Below are 20320 nucleotides of genomic sequence, written 5' to 3' on the forward strand. Positions count from 1 at the left end.
GGTAGGGTTGGCTGACCGCGGGGGAGACCGGGTCCGTGCACGTCGGATCGGTTCCGTACCGCCGCGAACGCCGGCCGTCGGCGGGATGGCGGCGCCGGTGTGGCGAGCGCCGGACCGCGGCACGAGACTTCTACCGACGGTGACGACGAACCGCGGTGACGCGGAGCCTGGGGGTGCAGCCGATGACCGGTCGGCTCGGAATCGATGACGTGACGCCGTTCGTGGAGACCGGTGATCCGTCCAAGGCCGTCGTCGGCGAGGTCGTCCCGGTCCGGGCCACGGTGTGGCGCGAGGGGCACGACGCGGTCGCCGCGAACGTGGTCCTCACCCCGCTCGGCGCCGACGGTACCCCCGGCGAGCCGCGCTACGTCCGGATGCTGCCCGAGGGCTCGGGGACCGACCGGTTCGGCGCCTGGGTGGTGCCCGACGCCGAGGGCCGCTGGACGTTCCGGGTGGACGCCTGGAGCGACCCGTGGGCGACCTGGCGCTCGGCCGTCGAGAAGAAGATCGCCGCCGGGCAGTCGGCCGACGAGCTGGCCAACGACCTGGAGATCGGCGCCCGGCTGCTGTCCCGGGTGGGCCGGCGTCCGTCCGAGAAGGACAATCGCGATCTGCTGCTCGGCGCGGCGAACGCCCTGCGCGACACCGCGCTGCCGCTGCGGGCACGGGTCGCCCCGGCCCTGTTCGACGCCGTCGTCACGATCATGACCGAGCGGCCGGTCCGGGAGCTGATCACCCGCGGCCCGGAGCGCCAGATCCACGTCGACCGCAGGCGCGCCCTGTTCAGCTCCTGGTACGAGTTCTTCCCGCGCTCCACCGGTGGCCGGGACGAGACCGGCCGGCCGGTGCACGGCACGTTCGCGACGTCGTCGAAGGAGCTCGACCGGGTCGCCCGGATGGGCTTCGACGTCGTCTACCTCCCGCCGATCCATCCGGTCGGCACGGTGCACCGCAAGGGCCGCAACAACTCCGTGCACGCCGAGCCGGGCGACGTCGGCTCGCCGTGGGCGATCGGCTCCGCCGCGGGCGGGCACGACGCCATCGATCCGGAGCTGGGCGACTTCGACGACTTCGACGCGTTCGTCGCGAAGGCGGGCGAGCTCGGCCTGGAGGTCGCGCTGGACCTGGCGCTGCAGTGCGCGCCGGACCACCCGTGGGTCACCGAGCACCCGGAGTGGTTCACCGTCCGGCCGGACGGCACGATCGCCTACGCGGAGAACCCGCCGAAGCGCTACCAGGACATCTACCCGCTCAACTTCGACCGCGACCCGGCCGGCATCTACGCCGAGTGCCTGCGCGTGGTCATGAAGTGGGTCGGGCACGGCGTCAAGATCTTCCGGGTGGACAACCCGCACACCAAGCCGCCGAACTTCTGGCACTGGCTGATCTGGGAGGTCAAGCGCCGGGACCCGGACGTGCTGTTCCTGGCCGAGGCGTTCACCCGCCCGGCCCGGCTGTTCGGCCTGGCCCGGCTCGGCTTCACCCAGTCCTACACGTACTTCACCTGGCGGACCGACGCCGAGGGACTGGCCGACTTCGCGACGATGCACGCCGAGCACGCCGACGAGTGCCGGCCGAACCTGTTCACCAACACCCCGGACATCCTGCACGAGTCGCTGCAGACCGGTGGCCCGGCGATGTTCGCGATCCGGGCGACGCTGGCCGCGACGATGTCGCCGACCTGGGGCGTCTACTCCGGCTTCGAGCTGTACGAGGGCACCCCGGTGAAGCCGGGCAGCGAGGAGTACCTGGACTCGGAGAAGTACGAGCTGCGGCCGCGCGACTTCGAGACCGCGCTCAACCAGGGCCGGTCGCTGGAGCCCTACCTCACCCGGCTGAACGAGATCCGCCGCGAGCACCCGTCGCTGCAGCAGCTGCGCGAGATCCACTTCCACGAGGTGGACAACGAGCAGCTGATCGCCTACTCGCGGCTGGACCCGGCGACCGGCGACCAGGTGCTCGTGGTCGTCACGCTGGACTCGTTCACCCCCCGGGAGGGCACCCTCAAGCTCGACATGCCGGCGCTGGGCCTGGACTACGCCGACGTCGTCGACGTGCACGACGAGGTGTCCGGCCAGACCTTCCGCTGGGGCGAGTACAACTTCGTCCGCCTGGTGCCGACCGAGCACGTCGCGCACATCCTGCGCCTGCCGGCGCGCACCCCGCTGGTCTGACCCGCGCTGATCACGGATCGGGAACCGGGACGTCCGCCGGGCGGGCGTTCCGGTTCCGGATCGGTGATCACACGTCGGACGGATCCAGGACGGTGATGTCGCGGAACCGGCGGAAGTCCCGGTCGGACGTCCATATGGTCGCGACGCCGTGCTCCCGCATCAGGGCCGCGATGTGGGCGTCGGGCACCAGGTTCCCCCGGACGACGTCTCCGGCGACCGTGTCCCGGAAGGCGCTCCAGAAGCCGTCCCCCTCGCCCGGTGTCCGGATGTGCGGCCGCGACACCAGGTCCTCCAGGTTCGCCAGGGCGGTGGCCGGGTCGAGCGGCCGGGTGAAGATCCGCGGGTGCGTCGCGATCCGCAGGTAGGCCATGGCGACCGGCCAGAAGGCGTGCACCAGTCCGGGCCCCACCGCCAGCCGGTCGAGCAGGTTCCGGTTGGCCTCGTGCCGGGGGCTGTCCGTGTCCGAGGCACAGAGGAGGACGTTCGCGTCGATGCGTCGATGCTCGGCGTACGGGTCCGGGCGGTCAGGCCCCGTCCTCGACCGGCGGCGCCTCCAGCACCACCGCGGTCGCCCGGAACGGCGTCATGTCCACCCGGAACCCGTTCAGGTCGTCCACCGTCCCGACGGTCTCCCCGGAGAACAGGTCGACCACCTGCGATCCCGGCTCGAAGTGGTCGGACCGCACCGCGGCGTCGACGTGCTCGTCGGCGAAGTTCAGCACGGTCGCCTGGGTGCGGCCGTCGTCGAGCGCGTGCACCATCACCAGCAGCCCGCGGTGCGCGACGTCGGGCACGTCGATCTGCCGCGCCGTCGCCACCCCGCTGTGCTTGCGGACGGCCAGGATCGCCTGCATCTGCCGGGCGAAGCTGGTCTCGTCGGTGAGCTGGTCGGGCAGCGGGCCGTAGAGGCTGCGCCCGCGGGGCATCCCGGCCGAGGACCGGTCGGCGCCCGGCGAGTGGCCCATCAGGTCGTGCGCCGGGCGGGAGATCCACCGGGTGTCGCCGGAGGCCAGCAGGTCCGACACCTGCTCGGGGGGCAGTGTCAGCATGCCGAGCAGGTCCCAGCCGGACAGCGCGAACACGCCGGGCTGGAACGCGTTGAACATGACCAGCAGCAGGTGCACCCGGCGGATCCGGTCGACGTCGTCCGGGGTGATGTCGTCGAGCGCGGTGATCCCGAGCGACGCGGCGATCACGGTCGCGGTGGTGCAGGCGATCCCGTTCGTCGTGAAGATCAGGTTGTACGGGACGTCCGGGCCGGCCAGGTGGTCGCACAGGTCGCGCCGGATGGTGTCGGCGAGCTCGCCGCCGGTGATCTCCTCGCCGCGGAAGGCGAACAGCTCGGTGGCGTGCCCGGCCGTCCAGTGCACCAGCTCGTAGGTCAGCTCGTCGTGGTTCTGCAGGGCGTGCACCAGCGACGCCGGATCGACGCCCAGGTCGAGAGCGGTGCGCAGGGTGAGCCGCAGGAACTCGGTGTCCGAGGTCGCCAGCGCGTGGTGGTAGGCGGGCCGGTTGATGAAGTCGTAGGACAGGTCGGCGCCGGCCTCGGAGGTGACCTTGATGTCGTCGACGGTCAGGTTCAGCTCCTGGAAGGTGAACCCGCCGACCTTGCGCACCATGCTCGCGATCAGGTGGTTCGCCGCCTCGGACAGCGGATGCCCCTCGGACCAGCCGGGCATCCCGCCGGCCGACTTCTCGACGCCGAGGAAGCCGTTGGCGTCCAGGCGCAGCGCACCGGAGCCGAGATCGGCCAGCGAGTGCAGGGCGTCGCCCATCACCATCCGCATCCCGGCGAAGGTCGGGTCCAGCCAGTTCACCGACGGCTGGCCGTCCTTGAAGTAGTGCAGGTACACCCACCGCCGGACGACGCCGTCGACCCCGGTGACCTCGCCGGTCACCGACCAGTTGGTCTCCTTCACGCCCTCCCGGAAGAAGATCACCCGTTGCAGCCGCCCGACGATGTAGCCGGCCTTCTCCAGTGCCTCCTCGGTGGCGGCGTCGAGATTGACCGAGTCCCGGCCGGGCGGCACGTCGGGCAGCGTGCCCCAGTCCGCGGGCTCGATCTCCACCATGTGGTAGATCCCCGGGTAGTCGCCGTAGGCGAGCTCGGCGAGCCGGAAGTCGGGGCCCTTGCCGGTGTGCCCGGGCACGACGTCGTCGATGATCGTGCCGCCGTGCCAGGTGGCGGTGGCGCACATGCCGCGGAACTCGTCCTCGGTGCCGAACACCGGATCGATCTCGTTGGAGATCCGGTCGAAGTGCCCGTCGACGCTCGGGGTGGGCTGCCAGCCGGACAGTCCGCCCGCCCGCTTCACCGGCCCGGTGTGCACGCCCTCGATGCCGATCGTCTCGAACGCCTGCCACAGCTCCTCGTCGCCGAGCGCGCCGAGGAAGGACACGCCGGGCCGGGTGATCAGCGAGATCGGGTAGGCGGTGAACCAGACCGACGCGGTCTCCACGGCGTGCCGCGGGCCGGGGCTGGCGAACGGGTTCTGCCACATCGAGCCCTGCCCGGAGAACTGCCGGGCCAGCTCGTCGGCGTGCCCGAGCATCGACTGCGCGAGCAGCCAGGACACGTACACCGGGTTCTCGCCGGACGCGGGGCCGTCCTGGGCGACCGAGCGGCGGCGCACCGTCGACCGGACCCGGGCGCGGTGGCGCAGCGTCCGCGGGCGGGCCTCGTGGAAGTACTCGGCGAAGTTGACGTCCGGCGGCTGCGGGGCGGGTTCCTCGCCGGAGACCCCGGAGGTCGCAGTGTCCTCGGCCATCGGCTCTCGCTCGCTCACGCCGCCGGTCCTCCGGGTCGCTGTCGGGGCTCGTCGGTGCCGCGCGCACCCGGCCTCGCACGGCCGGGCACGGCGACCGCGGACCGGACGGTGCCGGAACGTGCCGGTCCGCCACGGGCCCACGGGGGCACCGGGATCAGTATGGGTTTCCGGGCACGGGGCTGCCCGGGAGAGGGGCTCGGTGACCGCCCGTGACGACGGGTGGTCCATCCGCGACGGACAGTACCAGTGGGTCGGGTGCACACCCGGCCCGGACCGCCGCCCACGGTTAGGGTTCGGCGGACGCGGAACGTGCCGGTACGCACGGTGCCGCAGCGAGACCACAGCCGGGCGTGCGCTCCGGCGGGAGGGGGACGACGCGTGGGCCCGACCGGAGCATCCGACCACCTCACGGCGCTCCCCGAGCTGCTCCGGGGCTGGCTGCCGGGGCGGCGCTGGTTCGCCGAGAAGGGCAGGCCGCTGCAGGCGGTCCGGATCGCCGCCCGGACCGCGCTGCCGGCACCGGCCGGGCTGCTCGGGCTCGACGTGCTGGTGCTCGCGGTCTCCTTCGCCGACGGGCCGGACCGGCACTACCAGCTGCACCTCGCCCGGCGCACCGGCGGCGGCCCCGCCGCGGCGGTGATCGGCGAGCTGGACGGCGTGCTGCTCTACGACGGGCTGCACGATCCGGCCGTCACCGGCTGGCTGCTCGACGCGATCGCCGCCGGCCGCACCGTGGACGGGCTCGCGTTCGTGCCCGAGCCCGGCGCCGCGCTGCCGACCGCCGAGACCGGCACCGTCGTCGACGCCGAGCAGTCCAACACCTCGGTCCGCTGGGGCGAGCGGTCCATCCTCAAGATCTACCGGCGGCTCTCCCCCGGCCTGAACCCCGATCTGGAGCTGCACCGCGCGCTGCGCTCGGCCGGGGTCGGCGCGGTCGCCGCGCTGCAGGGCGCGATCGAGGGCACCCTCGACGGCCTGCCCGCCACCTACGGCCTGCTGCAGGAGTTCGCCGCCGGATCGCAGGACGGCTGGGAGGGCGCCGTGCACGCCGTCCGGGACGGGCGGGACTTCACCGACGACGCCCGCGCGCTCGGCGGCGCGCTCGCCGACGTGCACCTGGCGCTGCGCGACGAGCTCGGCGCCGGCGAGGCCGATCCGGTCGCGATGGCCGGCTACTGGACGTCCCGGCTGGAGACGGTCGCCGCCCAGGTCCCGGTCCTCGCCCCGCAGGTGCCCGCGATCCGGGCCGTCTACGACGAGGTGGCCGCGCTCGGCGAGCCGGTCGCCGTCCAGCGGGTGCACGGCGACCTGCACCTCGGCCAGACCCTGCGCACCCCCGGCGGCGGCTGGCTGATCATCGACTTCGAGGGCGAGCCGGCGGCCACCCCGGCCGAGCGGCGGGCACCGGACGCCGCGGTGCGCGACGTCGTCGGGATGCTGTTCTCCTTCGAGTACGCGGCCTTCCACCACCTGCTCTCCAGCTCCGACACGCCCGGCGCAGGTCTCGGTTCGGACACTCCGGAGTCGCGTGCGGCACACGCCTGGTCGACCGCCAACCGGGACGCCTTCTGCGCCGGTTACGCCGCGCGCACGGGCACCGACCCGCGCGCGCAGACCGCGCTGCTGCGCGCGTTCGAGCTGGACAAGGCCGTCTACCAGGTGCTCTACGAGACGCGCAGCCGTCCGACCTGGCTGCCGATCCCGCTGACCGCGATCGCACGTACCACGTCCGGGCCGGGGGTGTAACCCGGTAGCCACCGGACCTTCGCGAACCCGTCTCCCGGGCAACGCCCGACGTCCCGGGCGGACGGTCGCGGGATCGTGGAATCCTCCGAAGAGGAGGAACACTGCGATGAGACGACGACGCCGGGCGACCCGATGATCCCGGGCGTGGACGACGTGCTGGGGCTGATGCTCGCGCCCGGGCCGGGCACGCTCGCCCTGACCCTCGCGGTGCTCGCCGTCGGCGTGTTCCTGGAGGGGCCGGTCGTCACCGTGGTGGCCGGCTCGCTCGCCGGTGCCGGGATCCTCGACTGGTGGACGGTGCTGCTGGTCGCCGTCGTCGCCGACGTCGTCGCCGACACCGCGCTCCACCTGCTCGGCCGGGCCGGCCGACGGCCCCGGGTGGCACCCGTCCTGGTGAAGCTGGGGCTGACCGGCGGACGCTGGGAGATGCTGCGGGAACGGGTGGGGGACAATCTCGGGCACGTGGTGCTGGGGGCGAAACTGGTCGACGTCGGAGCCATCCCCGCGTTCCTGGCCACCGGCCTGGCGGGGGTGTCCTACCGCCGGTTCCTGGCCTGGGTCGTCCCCGCCACCGTGGTCCGGGCAGCGCTGCTGGTCGGGATCGGCTGGGCGGTCGGCGGCCGGCTCGCCGCCGAGCTGGCGGACCGGCCGTGGATCCTGGTGGTGGCCGGGCTCGGCGTCGGCCTCGGGCTGGTGGCCGGGCGCGCACTGTGGGTGCGCGCCACGACCTCGCGGAAGGAGAACGTGTGCGCGTCCTGATCGGGGCCGACACCTGGGTCCCGGACGTCAACGGGGCCTCCTACGCCGCCCGCCGGCTGGCCGCCGGGCTGGCCGGGCGCGGGCACGACGTGCACGTCGTGGCACCCGCCCGCGGCCTGCGCAGCCGGCCCGCCCGGGAGGTGGGGCCGCTGACCGAGCACCGGATCCGCTCGTTCCCGGTGCCGAAACCGCCCGACTTCCGGCTCTGCGTCCCGCTCGCCCTGCGGCACACCGCCCGCAGGCTGCTGACCCGGGTCCGGCCGGACGTGGTGCACGTGCAGAGCCACATGATCCTCGGCCGGGCGCTGCTGGCCGCGGCGCAGGAGCTGGGCATCCCCACGGTGGCGACGACGCACATGATCCCGGAGAACATCCTGCCCGCGATCAGCTTCCTGTACCTGCCACCGGCGCAGCTGAAGAAGCTGTTCTGGCGGGACGCGGCGCGGGTGCTCGCCCGGGCCGGCCTGGTCACCGCCCCCACCCCGCTGGCCGCGGCGCTGGCCGAGCGCAACGGGGTGCCGGGGCCGGTGATGCCGGTGTCGAACGGCCTGGACCTGTCCCGGTTCCGGCCGGACACCGAGGGCCGCGGGACGGCGTTCCGGATCCGCCACGGCATCCCGGGGTCCGCCCCGGTCGCCGGGTTCGTCGGGCGGCTGGACCGGGAGAAGCACGTCGACGAGCTGGTCCGGGCGCTGCCGCTGGTCCGGGAGACGCTGCCGGAGGCGCGCCTGGTCGTCGTCGGTGACGGGGAGGAGCGGATGCGGCTGCACGCCGCGGCGCGCGCCGCCGGGGTCGGGCACGCCGTCGTCTTCACCGGGCGGATCACCGACGAGGAGATCCCGGACGTCTACGCCGCGCTGGACGTGTTCGTCAACGCGGGCACCGCGGAGCTGCAGAGCCTGGTCACGCTGGAGGCGATGGCGACCGGGAAGCCGGTCGTCGCGGTCGACGCCGGCGCGCTGCCGCACCTGGCGCGGCAGGGCGAGAACGGCTTCCGCTACCCGCACGGCGACGTGCCCGCGCTGGCCGAGCGGCTGGTCCGGGTGCTCGGCGACCCGGCCGCCGCCGCGTCGATGGGCGAGGCCAGCCTGCGGATCGCCGGCGAGCACGGGATGGACGCCACCCTCGACGCGTTCGAGGTGCTGTACCGCTCCCGGGCCGCCCCGATCGTCGGCCCGCGGCCGGTCCGCCGCACCGCCGACCGGCGCACCGGATCGCGGCGGTGACCGCCGCCCTCCGGGTGGGGGCGCCGCGCACCGGGCGCGCCGAGCGCACCGTCGACGGCGCCCGGACCGTCGTGCACACCGTCGGCGACCCGGCGGCGCCGCCGCTGCTGGCGCTGCACGGGCTGCGCGGCAGCCATCACGGGCTGGCACCGCTGGCGGCGCGGCTGCCCGGCCTCCGGGTCGTCGTACCGGACCTGCCCGGGTTCGGCGCGTCGCCGCCGTTCACCGACCGCGCGCACGACGTCGCCGGGTACGCCCGCTGGGCGGCCGCGCTGCTGCGCGATCTCGGGCCGGGCGCGGCGCTGCTCGGCCACTCGTTCGGCTCGGTCGTGGCGACCGCCACCGCCGCCACCGCGGCACCGCGCGCGCTGGTGCTCCTCAACCCGATCGCCGAGCCCGCCTCCGCGGCGGGCGGGGTGACCGGTGCCGGGACCCGGCTGACCGCGCTGCTGCACGAGGGCGCCGCCCGGCTGCGGCTCGACGGGGTGCTGCGGCACCGGCTGCTCGCCGACGCCGCGACGGCCACCATGGCCACCACCACCGATCCGCTGCTGCGGCACTGGATCGCCGACGAGCACCGGGCCCGGTTCGGCACCTTCGCCGACGTCCGGTCGCTGCTGGAGGCGTTCCGGGCGGCCGGCTCCGGCTCGGCGCGGTCCTGGGCGCCGCGGGTGACCGCCCCGGTGCTGCTGCTCGCCGGCGCCCGGGACCGGGTCGCGCCGGTCGCCGGGCAGCACGCGCTCGCCGCCGCGTTCCCGGACGCCCGGCTGGTCCTGCTGCCGCGCACCGGGCACCTGGTGCACTACGAGGCCCCGGCGTGGGCGGCCCGGGAGATCACCGGGTTCCTCGGCGGGCTCCCCGGATCGCCCCGGTGAGGATCCTCGTCGACTGCCGCTACATCCGGCCCGGCACGCCGGACGGGATCGGCCGCTACACCACCGGCCTGGTCCGGGCGCTGGACCGGCTGCACCCGGTCGAGCTGCTGGTGTCCGACCCGCGGCAGCGCGACGGGCTGCCGGACCGGCCGACGCACACCCTGCCCGCACCCACCGGGCCCGGCGAGCCGTTCGTCGCCCGGCGGGTGAACCGGCTGCTCGGCGGCGCGGGCGGTGCACCCGCCGATCCGGACACCGTGGTGTTCTCCCCGATGCAGACGATGGGCACGCTCGGGCGGCGCTACGCCGTCGTGCTGACCGTGCACGACCTCATCTACTACCGGCACCGGACGCCGCCGCCGTGGCTGGCCGCGCCGGTCCGCGCGCTGTGGCGCGGCTACCACCTGTCCTGGTGGCCGCAGCGGCTGCTGCTGGCCGGGGCCGACGCGGTCGCCGTGGTGTCCCGGGCGACCGGCGATCTGGTCGGCGCGCACCGGCTCACCCGGCGGCCGGTCGCCGTCGTCCCGGACGCCACCGACTTCCATCTCCCCGACGGCACGCCGCGGCGCACCCGGCCGGCGGGCAACCGGATCGTCTACGCCGGGTCGTTCATGCCGTACAAGAACGTGGCGACGCTGGCCCGGGCCGCGGCCCTGCTCGACGACCACGAGCTGCACCTGGTCTCGCCGGTCCCGCCCGGGGTGCGCGAGGAGCTGGTCCGGCTGGCCGCCCCGAACCGCCCGGTGTTCCACGACGGTGTCGACGACGCCGGCTACCGGGCGCTGCTGGACGGTGCGACGGCGCTGGTGTCCGCCTCCCGGGACGAGGGCTTCGGGCTGCCGGTGCTGGAGGCGATGGCCCGCGGCTGCCCGGTCGTCGTCTCCGACATCGCGGCCTTCCGGGAGGTCGCGGGCGACGCCGGGCTGTTCGCCGATCCGGACGATCCGGCCGGTTTCGCCGCCGCCGTCCGCTCGCTGGCCGGGTGCTGGCCGGAGCGCTCGGACGCGGTGCGGGAGCGCGCCCGGACCCAGACCTGGGACGCCGCCGCGGCCGCCCTGCTGGGTCTGCTGACGGACACCGTCACCCGTCGGCGTCACCCGGCCGGAGGGCCCCGCTGACGCCGTGCGCAGGCGGCCGCACTGCGATCGGGCAACGGTGGGTCCCCGCGGTCGGCGGCTCCTGCCGAAGGCCAGTACGGTTCCGCAGGTGACCTCCGAAGAGATGCGAGCGACGCGAGCGACCCCGGCGGCGCGGGCGACGGAGGAGACGCACGTGCCGGACCGGGCGACGATCGACCGGTTGCTGGGCGGGGCCCACCACGACCCGCACTCGGTGCTGGGCGCGCACCCGCACGCCGACGGCACCGTGATCCGGGTGCTGCAGCCGCACGCCACCTCGGTGGCCGTGCTGCCGAACGGTGAGCGCGAGCTGGCCCACGAGCTGGAGCGGGTGCACGACGCCGGGCTGTTCTCCGGGGTCGTCCCCGGTTCCGGCGGCGACTACCGGCTGCTCGTGCGGCACGGCGACGACCCGGCCGCCGAGCGGATCGTCGACGACCCGTACCGCTGGCTGCCCACGCTCGGCGAGATGGACCTGCACCTGATCGGCGAGGGACGCCACGAGCGGCTGTGGGACGTGCTCGGCGCGCACGTGCGCGAGTACGACACCGCGTCCGGCCCGGTGGCCGGCACCAGCTTCGCCGTCTGGGCACCGAACGCCGGCGGCGTGCGGGTGACCGGCGACTTCGACGGCTGGGCCGGCTGGACGCTGCCGATGCGGTCGCTGGGCGGCTCGGGCATCTGGGAGATCTTCCTGCCCGGCGTCGGGGTCGGTGCCCGCTACAAGTTCCGGGTGCTCGGCCCGGACGGGCGCTGGCGGGACAAGGCCGACCCGATGGCGTACGCGACCGAGATCCCGCCGCAGACCGCCTCCGTCGTCACCACCCCGGTGCACGAGTGGGGCGACCAGGAGTGGATGGCGGCGCGCGCGGACCGCAGGCCGCACCAGGAGCCGATGAGCGTCTACGAGCTGCACCTCGGCTCGTGGATCCCGGGCCTGGACTACCGGGAGATCGCCGAGCGGCTGGTCGCCTACCTGGACACCACCGGGTTCACCCACGTCGAGCTGCTGCCGGTGGCCGAGCACCCGTTCGGCGGGTCCTGGGGCTACCAGGTCACCTCGTACTACGCGCCGACCTCGCGGTTCGGCACCCCGGACGACTTCCGCTGGTTCGTCGACCGGCTGCACCGGGCCGGGTACGGCGTCATCGTCGACTGGGTGCCCGCGCACTTCCCGCGCGACGAGTGGGCGCTGGCCAAGTTCGACGGCACCGCCTGCTACGAGCACGCCGATCCGCGCCGCGGCGAGCAGCCGGACTGGGGCACCCTGGTGTTCGACTTCGGCCGCAACGAGGTGCGCAACTTCCTCGTCGCGAACGCGCTGTACTGGCTGGAGTCGTTCCACATCGACGGCCTGCGGGTGGACGCGGTCGCCTCGATGCTCTACCTGGACTACTCCCGGGCCGACGGCCAGTGGCTGCCGAACGTGCACGGCGGCCGGGAGAACCTGGACGCGGTGGCCTTCCTGCAGGAGATGAACGCCACCGTCTACCGGGAGCACCCCGGCGTCGTCACGATCGCCGAGGAGTCCACCGCCTGGCCCGGCGTCACCCGCCCCACCTACATGGGCGGCCTGGGCTTCGGCCTGAAGTGGAACATGGGCTGGATGCACGACACGCTCGACTACACCGGGCGTGACCCGATCCACCGCAGCTACCACCACAACCAGATGACGTTCTCGCTGATGTACGCGTTCAGCGAGAACTACGTGCTGCCGATCAGCCACGACGAGGTCGTGCACGGCAAGGGCTCGCTGTGGACCCGGATGCCCGGGGACGACTGGAAGAAGGCGGCCGGCGTCCGCGCCCTGCTCGCCTACATGTGGGCGCACCCGGGCAAGCAGCTGCTGTTCATGGGCGGCGAGTTCGGCCAGCCCCGGGAGTGGTCCGAGCAGCGCTCGCTGGACTGGCACCTGCAGGAGACCGATCCGCTGCACGGCGGCATCACCGCACTGGTCGGCGACCTGAACCGGGCCTACCGGGGGCACTCCGCGCTGTGGTCGCACGACACCACGCCGGAGGGCTTCTCCTGGATCGACGCCAACGACGCCACCGGCAACGTCTTCTCGTTCCTGCGGCACGGCGTCGACGCCGACGGCCGGCCCACCGTGCTGGCCTGCATCGCGAACTTCGCCGGCGCCCCGCGGCAGGACTACCGGGTCGGGCTGCCGTTCGCCGGGAACTGGACCGAGCTGGTGAACACCGACGCGTCCAGCTACGGCGGGTCCGGGGTGGGCAACCTGGGCCGGGTGCGGGCCGAGCAGCAGATGTGGCACGGCCAGCCGGCGTCGGCGGTCCTGCAGCTGCCGCCGTCGGGCGTGCTGTGGCTGGTGCCGGAGCAGACCGGCGGGCCGGTGACCTCGGCCCCGGCCGCGGTGTCCGGTTCGGTGCCGCCGCCGCTGCCGGCGGGTGAGGTGCCCGACGAGCCGGAGACCACCGACGTCGACGCCCCCGCGACCCCGGACGACGGCTACCGGGCCGCTGCGCCGGATCCGGTGCGGTCGGGGCCGTGGAACCGGGCCACCGGGGCCGGGGCGACCAACGGCGCCCACAGCGCCGCCGGCTCGCTCGGCACGCCCGGCACCGAGGGCTCTCCCGCTGCCGACAGTCCGCTCGCTGCCGACAGCCCGGACCTCTCCACGGGTGCGCCCGGCGACGGCCCCGTAGGCGGCTCCGACGATCCGCCCGGCACCGAAGGCACTGTCAGCTCCGACGACTCGCGCCGTGCCGAGGGCTCCGACAGCTCCGGCTCGGTGTCGGAGAGCGTGGCCCCGGCGCCCGGGACGATCGGGGCGCGCGCGGTCCGCAACGGGTCCTTCGTGACCGGGAGCTCCGGGACCGGCCGGTCGGACACCGGCACGTCGTCGGCCGACTGATCCCCTCCACCGGCGGCCCGGGCACCGGCACGATCCTCACCGGCGGCCCCGGGCACCGGCACGGTCCCCACCGGCAGCCCTCGCGCACCAGCGCAGTCCCCACCGGCAACCCCCGGGCACCGGCACGGTCCCTACCGGCAACCCCCCGGGCACCGGCACGGTTCTAGCGGCAGGCCGGGCACCGGCACGGCGCGCCGGGCGCGCCGCCCGCGGCCCGCTCGGCCGGGACCGCGGCGTCCGGTGCGCGGTGGTCGTCGGTACCTGCGTGCTGCGGCTGCGGGGCACGGGGCGCACCCGCGCGCGCCGGCGCTCCGGCCGCGTCGTCGTCGGGCCGCCAGGGGACCCAGGCCGTCGGCTCGGGGAGCCGATCGACGTCCACCCACACTCGGGCCACGTTCCTCCTTCCGGTGCCGTCCGTCCGCGCATCCGGCGGATCATTCGATCCGCCGGATGCCGACGTCCGGCCGCGCGTCCTCGCGCTTGGTAGCAAGGAGCTTTACAAGACCTCACCGTAAGGAGGGGTCGCCTCTTCCGCAGAACGGAACACAACGCCGTTTCACGGCGGATCGGATCGGTGAACGGTCCACCAGCGGTCCGGGCTCAGGCGCCCGGTCGCACCGGCTCCCCCGCGGCCCCGGGGCGACGGTCCGGTCGCGACACCGGCGCGCTCCCGGGCGGCACCGGGCCGGTCGCCGGCCGCAGCAGCGCCCACCAGGCCGCCAGCAGCACCGCGGTGTAGAGCGCGCGGCCCAGCGGGCTGAGCGGGAAGCCGTCGGCCCACAGGTCGCCCCAGGCGACCGGGATCACGGCCAGCGCGAACAGGGCCGCCACCACCCGTCGCCGGGTGTCCCCCGGCCGTCCGGACGCGGCCAGTGCGAGCAGACCGGGCCAGAGCAGCAGCAGGTAGTTGTGCCAGGAGATGGGCGCCGCGAGCAGGCCGGTGGCCAGCACCGCGAACGGGGCCGTCCCGCCGGGATCGGTGCCCGCGGCGAGCCCGGACCCGTACCGGGCGGTGCGCCGCGCGTAGTGCGCGAGGGTCCCGAGCAGCAGCGCCGCCCCCAGCACCGTCCCGACGGCGGCCGGGAGCCCCCAGCGCAGCGCCAGGCCGGGCAGCGAGGCGTTGTCCAGGGTCGGGCCGACCGGCTCGGCCAGCGCCATCGTCAGCCACTGCCACGCCGTCGACCAGCCGGCGACCGCCACGCCCACCAGGGTCGCGACCGCGGCCGCCCCGACGCCCGCGGCGAACGGCCGCCACCGCCGCTGGGCCGCCGCGAGCAGCAGCAACGGCGCCAGGGACGGCTTGAGCGCCACCGTGATCCTGTACAGCACCGCCGCGGCGACCGGATGCCCGCGGCGCTCGGCGATCCAGCCCGCGGTGATCCCGGCCAGCAGCAGCGGATAGATCTGGCCGAGCAGCAGCGTCCCGTGCAGCGGCGACGACGCCAGCACCGCGCCCAGCCCCAGCAGCGTCCAGCCGGGGCCGAGGCGCAGCTCCCGGCCGGCCGCGACGACCGAACCGGCCACGAGCAGCACCGAGCAGGCCGTCAGGATCCGGTAGCCGGTCAGCGCGTCGAGCGCCCCCAGCGGCGCCAGCAGGACGCTGAGCAGCGGCGGATTGAGGTTGTGCAGCCGGGCGCCGGTGTCGTAGATGACCGAGCTGCCCGGCCCGTACTCGACCAGCGCACGCGCCGAGTGCCAGAAGGTGTCGAAGTCGACGTGCATGCCCGCGACGTCCGGATGCGGGATCCACCGCAGCAGCGGCGGCGGTCCGAACGCGAGCAGCAGCGCCGCGGTCAGCAGCGCGACGGCGGTGACGGCCGGGGCGGCCCGGCGGACCAGCCGGTGCAGTCGGGTCACAGCGGGCCCCGTGTCAGGTCCGGGACGGACTCAGAACAGGGCCCTGCCCAGCGCGCGGCGTGCGGTGCTGACCCGCGGGTCGTCGGCCGGGAAGAGCTCGAACAGGCCGACCAGGTGGGCGCGGGCCCGGTCACGGTCCTCGCCACCGGTGCGGGACACCGTGTTCACCAGCCGGCCGAACGCGGCCTCGACGCGGTCCGCGGCCATCTCGGCGTCGGCCGCCGCGAGCTGCGCGTCGACGTCGTCCGGGTTCGCGTCGGCGCGCTCGATCGCGCTCGGGTCGGCCTGCTCGGCGCGGGCCAGGAACTTCACCTGGGCGAGCGCGGCCGCGGCCTGCTCGTTGGCCGGCTCGGCATCCAGGATGGCCTGGTAGGCCGCCTCGGCGGCGGCGTAGTCGCCCTGCTCGAGCGCGTCCTCGGCGGCGGTGAACCGGGGGTCCTCCGCCTCCTCCTGCTCCGCGGGCTCGCCGGTGGCCTCCGCCGCCCGGCGCTCGCCCTCGGCGATCGCGGGCATCCGCTCGCGCAGCGCGTCGAGCAGCGAGCGGACCCACTCGGCGGCCCGGTCGTCCGGGATCGCGCCGTTGACGGCGTCCACCGGCTGACCGCCGACCAGGACCACCAGCATCGGGACCTGCTGGACGCCGAACGCCTGCGCGACCCGGGGCTGCGTGTCGATGTCCACCCGGGCCAGGCGCCAGGCGCCGCCACCGGTGGACGCCAGCCGCTCGAGCTCGGCGGACAGCTGCTCCTCGCGCGGGTAGCGGCTGGCCCACAGCTCGACGACGACCGGGACCTGCAGCGACGGCTCCAGGACCTCGTTCTGGAAGCCCTGCTCGGTGGCCTCGACCACCCAGCCGCCACCGGCCGCGCCGGGCCCGCCGGGACCTGCTCCGGACGGTGTCGGCTTGTTGGCCGCGTCGGCGCGCGCCTTCAGGCCCGAGAGGTCGACCGCTCCGGCCATCGCGGAGGACATCGCCGCACGCTGGGCCGTCTGACGAGGATCTGGACGAGACACGCCGTCCATCCTGGCACGGACGCGTGTCGGCCGTGACACACCCCGCCGGTCCCCGCGGCGTACCGGTGCGGTCCCGGCCGGCGGTCCGCCCCGGCAGCCGCCGGCATCCCGCCCCGGCAGCCGCCGGCATCCCGCCCCGGTCGCCGCCGGCGTCCCGCCCCGGTCGCTGTCGTCGGCCCGCCCGGTCGCTGTCGTCGGCCCGCCCGGTCGCTGTCGGCGGCCCGCCGCCCCGGTGGCCGCCGGACCACGCAGCGGCAGCGGCCGCGCACGGACGGTTCACGATCACCGGACCGGCGGAGCATCACCGGCTCCGCTCGCTCGTTGAACCCCGTGCAGGGCCTCGACGGTGACCCTGCGTCACCGAGGGCCTGCGTCATCGGGATCGGCGGCGAGATCCGCGGCGCCGATCCGGTGCGCCCCCCGAGAAGACGAGCGAGAACGCCGGACCGATGCCGGCCGCGACGGAGGAATCCCAGAAGATGAGCAACGTTCAGACCGCTGCCAAGCCGACCCTCGCCTACGTGTCGCTGGCGCTGGGCGCCCTCGCCGTGATCGCCGGGTTCCTGGTGCCGCTGTTCGCCTGGATCCTGGGGGCCGCCGGTCTGGTCGTCGGCTTCCTGGCGTTCCGCCAGCCGGCCACCGCCAAGCTGGGCCAGATCGGCATGGTGGTCAGCTTCGTGGCGATCCTGATCGGCGTGTACCACTTCACCAGCCTCATCGCCTGACGAGCACGGCAGCACCACCGCGGCCGGCAGCGGTCGCGGCCGGTACGAACGGCCGGTGACGGGTCCCCGTCACCGGCCGTCGTCGTGTCCGGGGCGGGCACGGCGGCCGGGGATCAGCTCCGGGCCGGGAGCGCGGTCCCCACCGCGAGATCGGCGAGCAGCCCGGCGAGCGCGGCCGGCCGGGTGAGCATCGGGAAGTGGCCGCCGGGAAGCTCGACGAGCTCCGCACCGACCCGCGCCGCCTCCCGGCGGCCGCCCGCCGGATCGACCACGCGGTCGTCCGCACAGACCACCGACACCGTGCGGACCGCGGGCCACTCCTCGATCGGGCACGGCTCCCGCAGCAGGCTCCAGTCCTGCGGCCGCAGCCGGTCCGCCGCCTCGGCGACCAGCTGCTCGCCCGCCGCCCCGGTCCGTGCGGCGAGCTCGTCGGCGACACCCCGGTAGAGACCGGCCGCGACCGTCGACGCGTCCGGCCAGAAGGTGACCGGACCGTCGCCGCGGCGGATCCCGTCGTCGTAGCCGGGCACCATCAGGTCGCCCTCCGATCTCAACCGCTCCAGCTGCGGGCGGCCCGGCTCGGGGACCAGCGCGGCGACCAGCACCAGCGCCCGGACCCGGGCGGCGCCCAGCCGGGCCGCGGCCACGGTCGCCGCCAGCCCGCCCAGCGAGTGACCGACGAGCACCACCGGCTCCCCGGCGGGATCGGAGCCCGCCGCCGCATCCGGCCCACCGGCCGGGCCGGGCCGCGCGGCCGCGCCGGCGCCCGCCGCCGCGAGCACCGCGGCGACCTGGTCCTCGTACCCGCCGCTGTCGGCCGGCAGGTCCGGCGCGGACACCGGCACCCCGCTCCGCTCCAGCGCGGCGGTGACCGGCGCCCACGAGGAGCCGCGGTGCCAGGCCCCGTGCATGAGCACCACCCGCGCCGTCCCCGGCGGGGGCGCCCCGGCCGGATCCGGGCCGCCGGACCCGCCGCTCACGCCCCGGCCCGGGGCGTCGGGCCCGCCGCTCACGCCTCTTCCCCGCGCAGGTGCTGTTCGACCCGCTCCACCTTCGCCCGCAGCTGACCGGTGTGCCCGGGCCGGATGTCGGCCTTGAGCACCAGGCTGACCCGCGGCGACACGGCGGAGACCGCCTCGACGGCCCGCTTGACCACGGCCATCCCCTCGTCCCAGGTCTCCGACTCGATCGTGGTGAACATCGACGTGGTCTCGTTGGGCAGCCCGGACTCCCGGACCACCCGCACCGCCTCGGCGACCGCGGCGCTGACCCCGCCGTCCCCGGACTCGGAACCGGACGGTGCGATGCTGAACGCGAAGAGCATGCCGCCACAGTGCCACGCCGACACGGGATGCCACCGCGCATGATCGCCGGGTGGCCCGGGTCCACTTGCTAGCGTCTCGCCATGGCATCTCGCGGGTCGCTCCCCTTCGACCCGATCCAGCGCGCCGCCGACCTGTGGGAGGAGCGGATCGGCCCGTCCCGGACCATGGCCGCGGTCACCAGCGTCATGCGGGTGCAGCAGATCCTGCTCTCCGAGGTGGACGGTGCGCTCCGGCCGCTCGGGCTCACCTTCGCCCGCTACGAGGCACTGGTGCTGCTCGACTTCGCCCGGCGCGGAAGCCTGCCGATGCGGGTGATGGGTGAGCGGCTGCAGCTGCACCCGACCAGCGTCACCAACATCGTCGACCGGCTGCAGGGCGACGGCCTGGTCCGCAGGCTCCCGCACCCGACCGACCGCCGGGCGACGCTGGTCGAGCTGACCACCGAGGGCCGGGCCCGGCTGGCGAAGGCCACCGCCGCGGTGACCGCCATCGAGTTCGGCCTCGGCGGCCTCGACGACGCCGACCAGGACCGGCTCACCGCACTGCTGCGCACCGTCCGCCGCGCGGCAGGCGACTTCGACTGATCCCGGCCGCCGGCCGCTCATCCCCGGCCCCCGCGGCGCCGCCGCCGGGACGGCGGGGGCAGCCCGTGCCCGTACCCGGGCCAGCTCCGCATGCCCCGCCTGCGCCAGAGCGACGGCGACCGGAGCATCCGCCGCACCGTCGCCCATCCCGCGACCGCACCGGACGCACCGGCGAGCACCACGCAGGAGACGTAGTCGACCAGGTCCATGCCGCACACTCCCGATCCCCCGTGCCGACGCTCCTGCCGCAGGTGCCGGAGCACCACCCGCGCCGCGCGCCGCCGTTGACGCCCTGTTGCGGCAACGGCGTTGACGCTAGCGCGGCACCCCGACAGAATCGGGCCGGTGGACGTCGGGGACGCGATGGGCGGCGATCGGGAACGCGGCGGGCCCCCCTTCCTGCGCGCTGCTCGCCTGGACCGCGGCTGGTCGCAGGCCCACGCGGCCCGGGAGCTGGCCCGGCTCGCCGAGCGTGCCGGAGGCGGATCGGCCCGGCCGGGGAGCCTCAAGACCCAGCTGTCCCGCTGGGAGAACGGGCACGCGACCCCGGCCCCCGGCCAGCGGGCGCTGCTGGCCGAGCTCTACGGGAGCACCCCCGCCGGGCTCGGCCTGGAGCCCGCCGCCCCGGCCGGCCCCGGCGGGACGGCCGGGGCCGCTCGGACGGGTGGCGCGACGGGGCCGGGCGACCGGCTGCGCGCCGCACTGGACCGGGCCGCGGCGCTCGGCGACACCGAGCTCGGGCTGCTGCACGAGCAGCTGCGCACGATCGTCGCGCTGGATGCCCGGCTCGGCACCGCGGCGGCGCACGGCCCGCTCGCCGCGCTCGTCGAGCAGCTGCGCGACCTGCTGGAGCACTGCGTGCACCCGGATCGCGAGCGCGTGCTGGCCGAGCTGCTCGCGGGCGCCGCGCTGCTGGCGGGCGAGCAGGAACGCGACCGCGATGCACCGGACCGTGCCTGGATCGCCTACGGCCTCGCCGCCGGGGCCGCGCACCGGGCGGGCGACCGCGGCACCGCCGAGCGGGCGGCGCGGCGCCGCGAGCGCCTGCGCACCGAGCTCGACAGCGAGGACGGCGGGGATCGCGGGGATCCGGCGGACGGGCCGGAGGTGGAGCGGTACCCGGCGCCCCTCCCGGTCACCGTGGAGCTCGACGGTCACCCGGCAGGCGCGGCCGCCGGGGTCCCGCTGCGCGACCGGCTGGAGGAGGCCCTGCAGGAGGCGGTCGTCGCGCACCGGGCCGGGCGCGCCGGGGAGGCCACCGGCGCGGCCGCACG

The 20320-nt window shown here is 75.4% G+C and carries 17 protein-coding genes and 1 pseudogene; 10 read left to right on the forward strand and 8 right to left on the reverse strand.

The annotated features are described in order from the left end of the window. The first annotated feature begins 182 nt into the window (after positions 1 to 182). The gene (locus ABD160_RS32665) at positions 183 to 2174 is read left to right on the forward strand and encodes an alpha-1,4-glucan--maltose-1-phosphate maltosyltransferase (protein WP_344030421.1); all 1992 of its coding nucleotides are present in this window, start codon (positions 183 to 185) and stop codon (positions 2172 to 2174) included. A 67-nt stretch (positions 2175 to 2241) separates the two neighbouring features. On the opposite strand, the gene ABD160_RS32670 is transcribed toward ABD160_RS32665, so the two are convergent. Then, positions 2242 to 2667 (reverse strand): TA system VapC family ribonuclease toxin, encoded by a 426-nt coding sequence (locus tag ABD160_RS32670; RefSeq protein WP_344030468.1) that lies wholly within the window; start codon positions 2665 to 2667, stop codon positions 2242 to 2244. A gap of 31 nt (positions 2668 to 2698) precedes the next feature. Further along, the gene (gene treS / locus ABD160_RS32675; protein WP_344030423.1) at positions 2699 to 4960 is read right to left on the reverse strand and encodes a maltose alpha-D-glucosyltransferase; all 2262 of its coding nucleotides are present in this window, start codon (positions 4958 to 4960) and stop codon (positions 2699 to 2701) included. Between the two features lie 360 nt (positions 4961 to 5320). Here treS and ABD160_RS32680 point away from each other — a divergent pair, with 360 nt between their 5' ends. The 6 genes and pseudogenes from ABD160_RS32680 to glgB form a co-directional block, all read left to right on the forward strand. Next, positions 5321 to 6688: a maltokinase N-terminal cap-like domain-containing protein gene (locus tag ABD160_RS32680; protein ID WP_344030425.1), complete on the forward strand. Its 1368-nt coding sequence runs from the start codon at positions 5321 to 5323 to the stop codon at positions 6686 to 6688. A 75-nt stretch (positions 6689 to 6763) separates the two neighbouring features. After that, positions 6764 to 7447: a DedA family protein gene (locus ABD160_RS32685; RefSeq protein WP_344030428.1), complete on the forward strand. Its 684-nt coding sequence runs from the start codon at positions 6764 to 6766 to the stop codon at positions 7445 to 7447. Further along, on the forward strand, positions 7435 to 8673 hold the full coding sequence (locus tag ABD160_RS32690) for a glycosyltransferase (protein WP_344030431.1): 1239 nt from the start codon (positions 7435 to 7437) through the stop codon (positions 8671 to 8673). The genes ABD160_RS32685 and ABD160_RS32690 overlap by 13 nt, the downstream gene beginning before the upstream one ends. Continuing rightward, positions 8670 to 9548 carry an alpha/beta fold hydrolase gene (locus ABD160_RS32695; protein ID WP_344030434.1) on the forward strand — a complete coding sequence of 293 codons (879 nt, stop codon included), beginning with the start codon at positions 8670 to 8672 and terminating at the stop codon, positions 9546 to 9548. Before ABD160_RS32690 ends, ABD160_RS32695 begins: the two co-directional genes overlap by 4 nt. Beyond that, the gene (locus ABD160_RS32700; RefSeq protein ID WP_344030437.1) at positions 9545 to 10666 is read left to right on the forward strand and encodes a glycosyltransferase family 4 protein; all 1122 of its coding nucleotides are present in this window, start codon (positions 9545 to 9547) and stop codon (positions 10664 to 10666) included. Before ABD160_RS32695 ends, ABD160_RS32700 begins: the two co-directional genes overlap by 4 nt. A 103-nt stretch (positions 10667 to 10769) precedes the next feature. Then, positions 10770 to 13007 (forward strand): annotated as a pseudogene (glgB, locus tag ABD160_RS32705) (1,4-alpha-glucan branching protein GlgB); the annotation flags it as partial. A 697-nt stretch (positions 13008 to 13704) separates the two neighbouring features. Here glgB and ABD160_RS32710 read toward each other — a convergent pair. The 3 genes from ABD160_RS32710 to ABD160_RS32720 all read right to left on the reverse strand — a co-directional run bounded on the left by ABD160_RS32710 (position 13705) and on the right by ABD160_RS32720 (position 16370). Next, positions 13705 to 13935 carry a hypothetical protein gene (locus ABD160_RS32710; protein ID WP_344030440.1) on the reverse strand — a complete coding sequence of 77 codons (231 nt, stop codon included), beginning with the start codon at positions 13933 to 13935 and terminating at the stop codon, positions 13705 to 13707. A gap of 206 nt (positions 13936 to 14141) precedes the next feature. Continuing rightward, the gene (locus ABD160_RS32715) at positions 14142 to 15398 is read right to left on the reverse strand and encodes a glycosyltransferase family 87 protein (RefSeq protein WP_344030442.1); all 1257 of its coding nucleotides are present in this window, start codon (positions 15396 to 15398) and stop codon (positions 14142 to 14144) included. 30 nt (positions 15399 to 15428) lie between these two features. Continuing rightward, positions 15429 to 16370, reverse strand: a complete 942-nt coding sequence (locus ABD160_RS32720; RefSeq protein WP_344030444.1) for a tetratricopeptide repeat protein — start codon at positions 16368 to 16370, stop codon at positions 15429 to 15431. Between the two features lie 521 nt (positions 16371 to 16891). Between ABD160_RS32720 and ABD160_RS32725 the strand changes: the two genes are divergently transcribed. Further along, complete coding sequence (locus tag ABD160_RS32725) at positions 16892 to 17137, forward strand: hypothetical protein (protein WP_344030447.1); 246 nt, start codon at positions 16892 to 16894, stop codon at positions 17135 to 17137. 113 nt (positions 17138 to 17250) lie between these two features. Here the strand turns inward: ABD160_RS32725 and ABD160_RS32730 are convergent, their stop codons facing one another. Both ABD160_RS32730 and ABD160_RS32735 read right to left on the reverse strand, forming a co-directional pair. Continuing rightward, positions 17251 to 18150, reverse strand: coding sequence for a lipase family alpha/beta hydrolase (locus ABD160_RS32730; RefSeq protein ID WP_344030450.1), 900 nt, complete (start codon positions 18148 to 18150; stop codon positions 17251 to 17253). Further along, on the reverse strand, positions 18147 to 18461 hold the full coding sequence (locus tag ABD160_RS32735) for a thiamine-binding protein (protein WP_344030452.1): 315 nt from the start codon (positions 18459 to 18461) through the stop codon (positions 18147 to 18149). The genes ABD160_RS32730 and ABD160_RS32735 overlap by 4 nt, the downstream gene beginning before the upstream one ends. 81 nt (positions 18462 to 18542) lie before the next feature. Between ABD160_RS32735 and ABD160_RS32740 the strand changes: the two genes are divergently transcribed. Then, complete coding sequence (locus tag ABD160_RS32740; protein WP_344030455.1) at positions 18543 to 19046, forward strand: MarR family winged helix-turn-helix transcriptional regulator; 504 nt, start codon at positions 18543 to 18545, stop codon at positions 19044 to 19046. A gap of 17 nt (positions 19047 to 19063) precedes the next feature. On the opposite strand, the gene ABD160_RS32745 is transcribed toward ABD160_RS32740, so the two are convergent. Then, complete coding sequence (locus ABD160_RS32745; protein WP_344030458.1) at positions 19064 to 19255, reverse strand: hypothetical protein; 192 nt, start codon at positions 19253 to 19255, stop codon at positions 19064 to 19066. Positions 19256 to 19391: 136 nt separating this feature from the next. Between ABD160_RS32745 and ABD160_RS32750 the strand changes: the two genes are divergently transcribed. Then, the coding region (locus tag ABD160_RS32750; RefSeq protein ID WP_344030460.1) for a helix-turn-helix domain-containing protein at positions 19392 to 20320 on the forward strand (929 nt) is incomplete at its 3' end.

Source organism: Pseudonocardia kongjuensis (genome assembly GCF_039526905.1).
Taxonomy (GTDB): Bacteria; Actinomycetota; Actinomycetes; order Mycobacteriales; family Pseudonocardiaceae; genus Pseudonocardia; species Pseudonocardia kongjuensis.

Coding starts and splice junctions, on each gene's coding strand:
- ABD160_RS32665 (WP_344030421.1), top strand. CDS start 183: ATGACCGGTCGGCTCGGAATCGATGACGTGACGCCGTTCGTGGAGACC.
- ABD160_RS32720 (WP_344030444.1), bottom strand. CDS start 16,370: ATGTCCTCCGCGATGGCCGGAGCGGTCGACCTCTCGGGCCTGAAGGCG.
- ABD160_RS32725 (WP_344030447.1), top strand. CDS start 16,892: ATGAGCAACGTTCAGACCGCTGCCAAGCCGACCCTCGCCTACGTGTCG.
- ABD160_RS32735 (WP_344030452.1), bottom strand. CDS start 18,461: ATGCTCTTCGCGTTCAGCATCGCACCGTCCGGTTCCGAGTCCGGGGAC.
- ABD160_RS32740 (WP_344030455.1), top strand. CDS start 18,543: ATGGCATCTCGCGGGTCGCTCCCCTTCGACCCGATCCAGCGCGCCGCC.
- ABD160_RS32745 (WP_344030458.1), bottom strand. CDS start 19,255: ATGGACCTGGTCGACTACGTCTCCTGCGTGGTGCTCGCCGGTGCGTCC.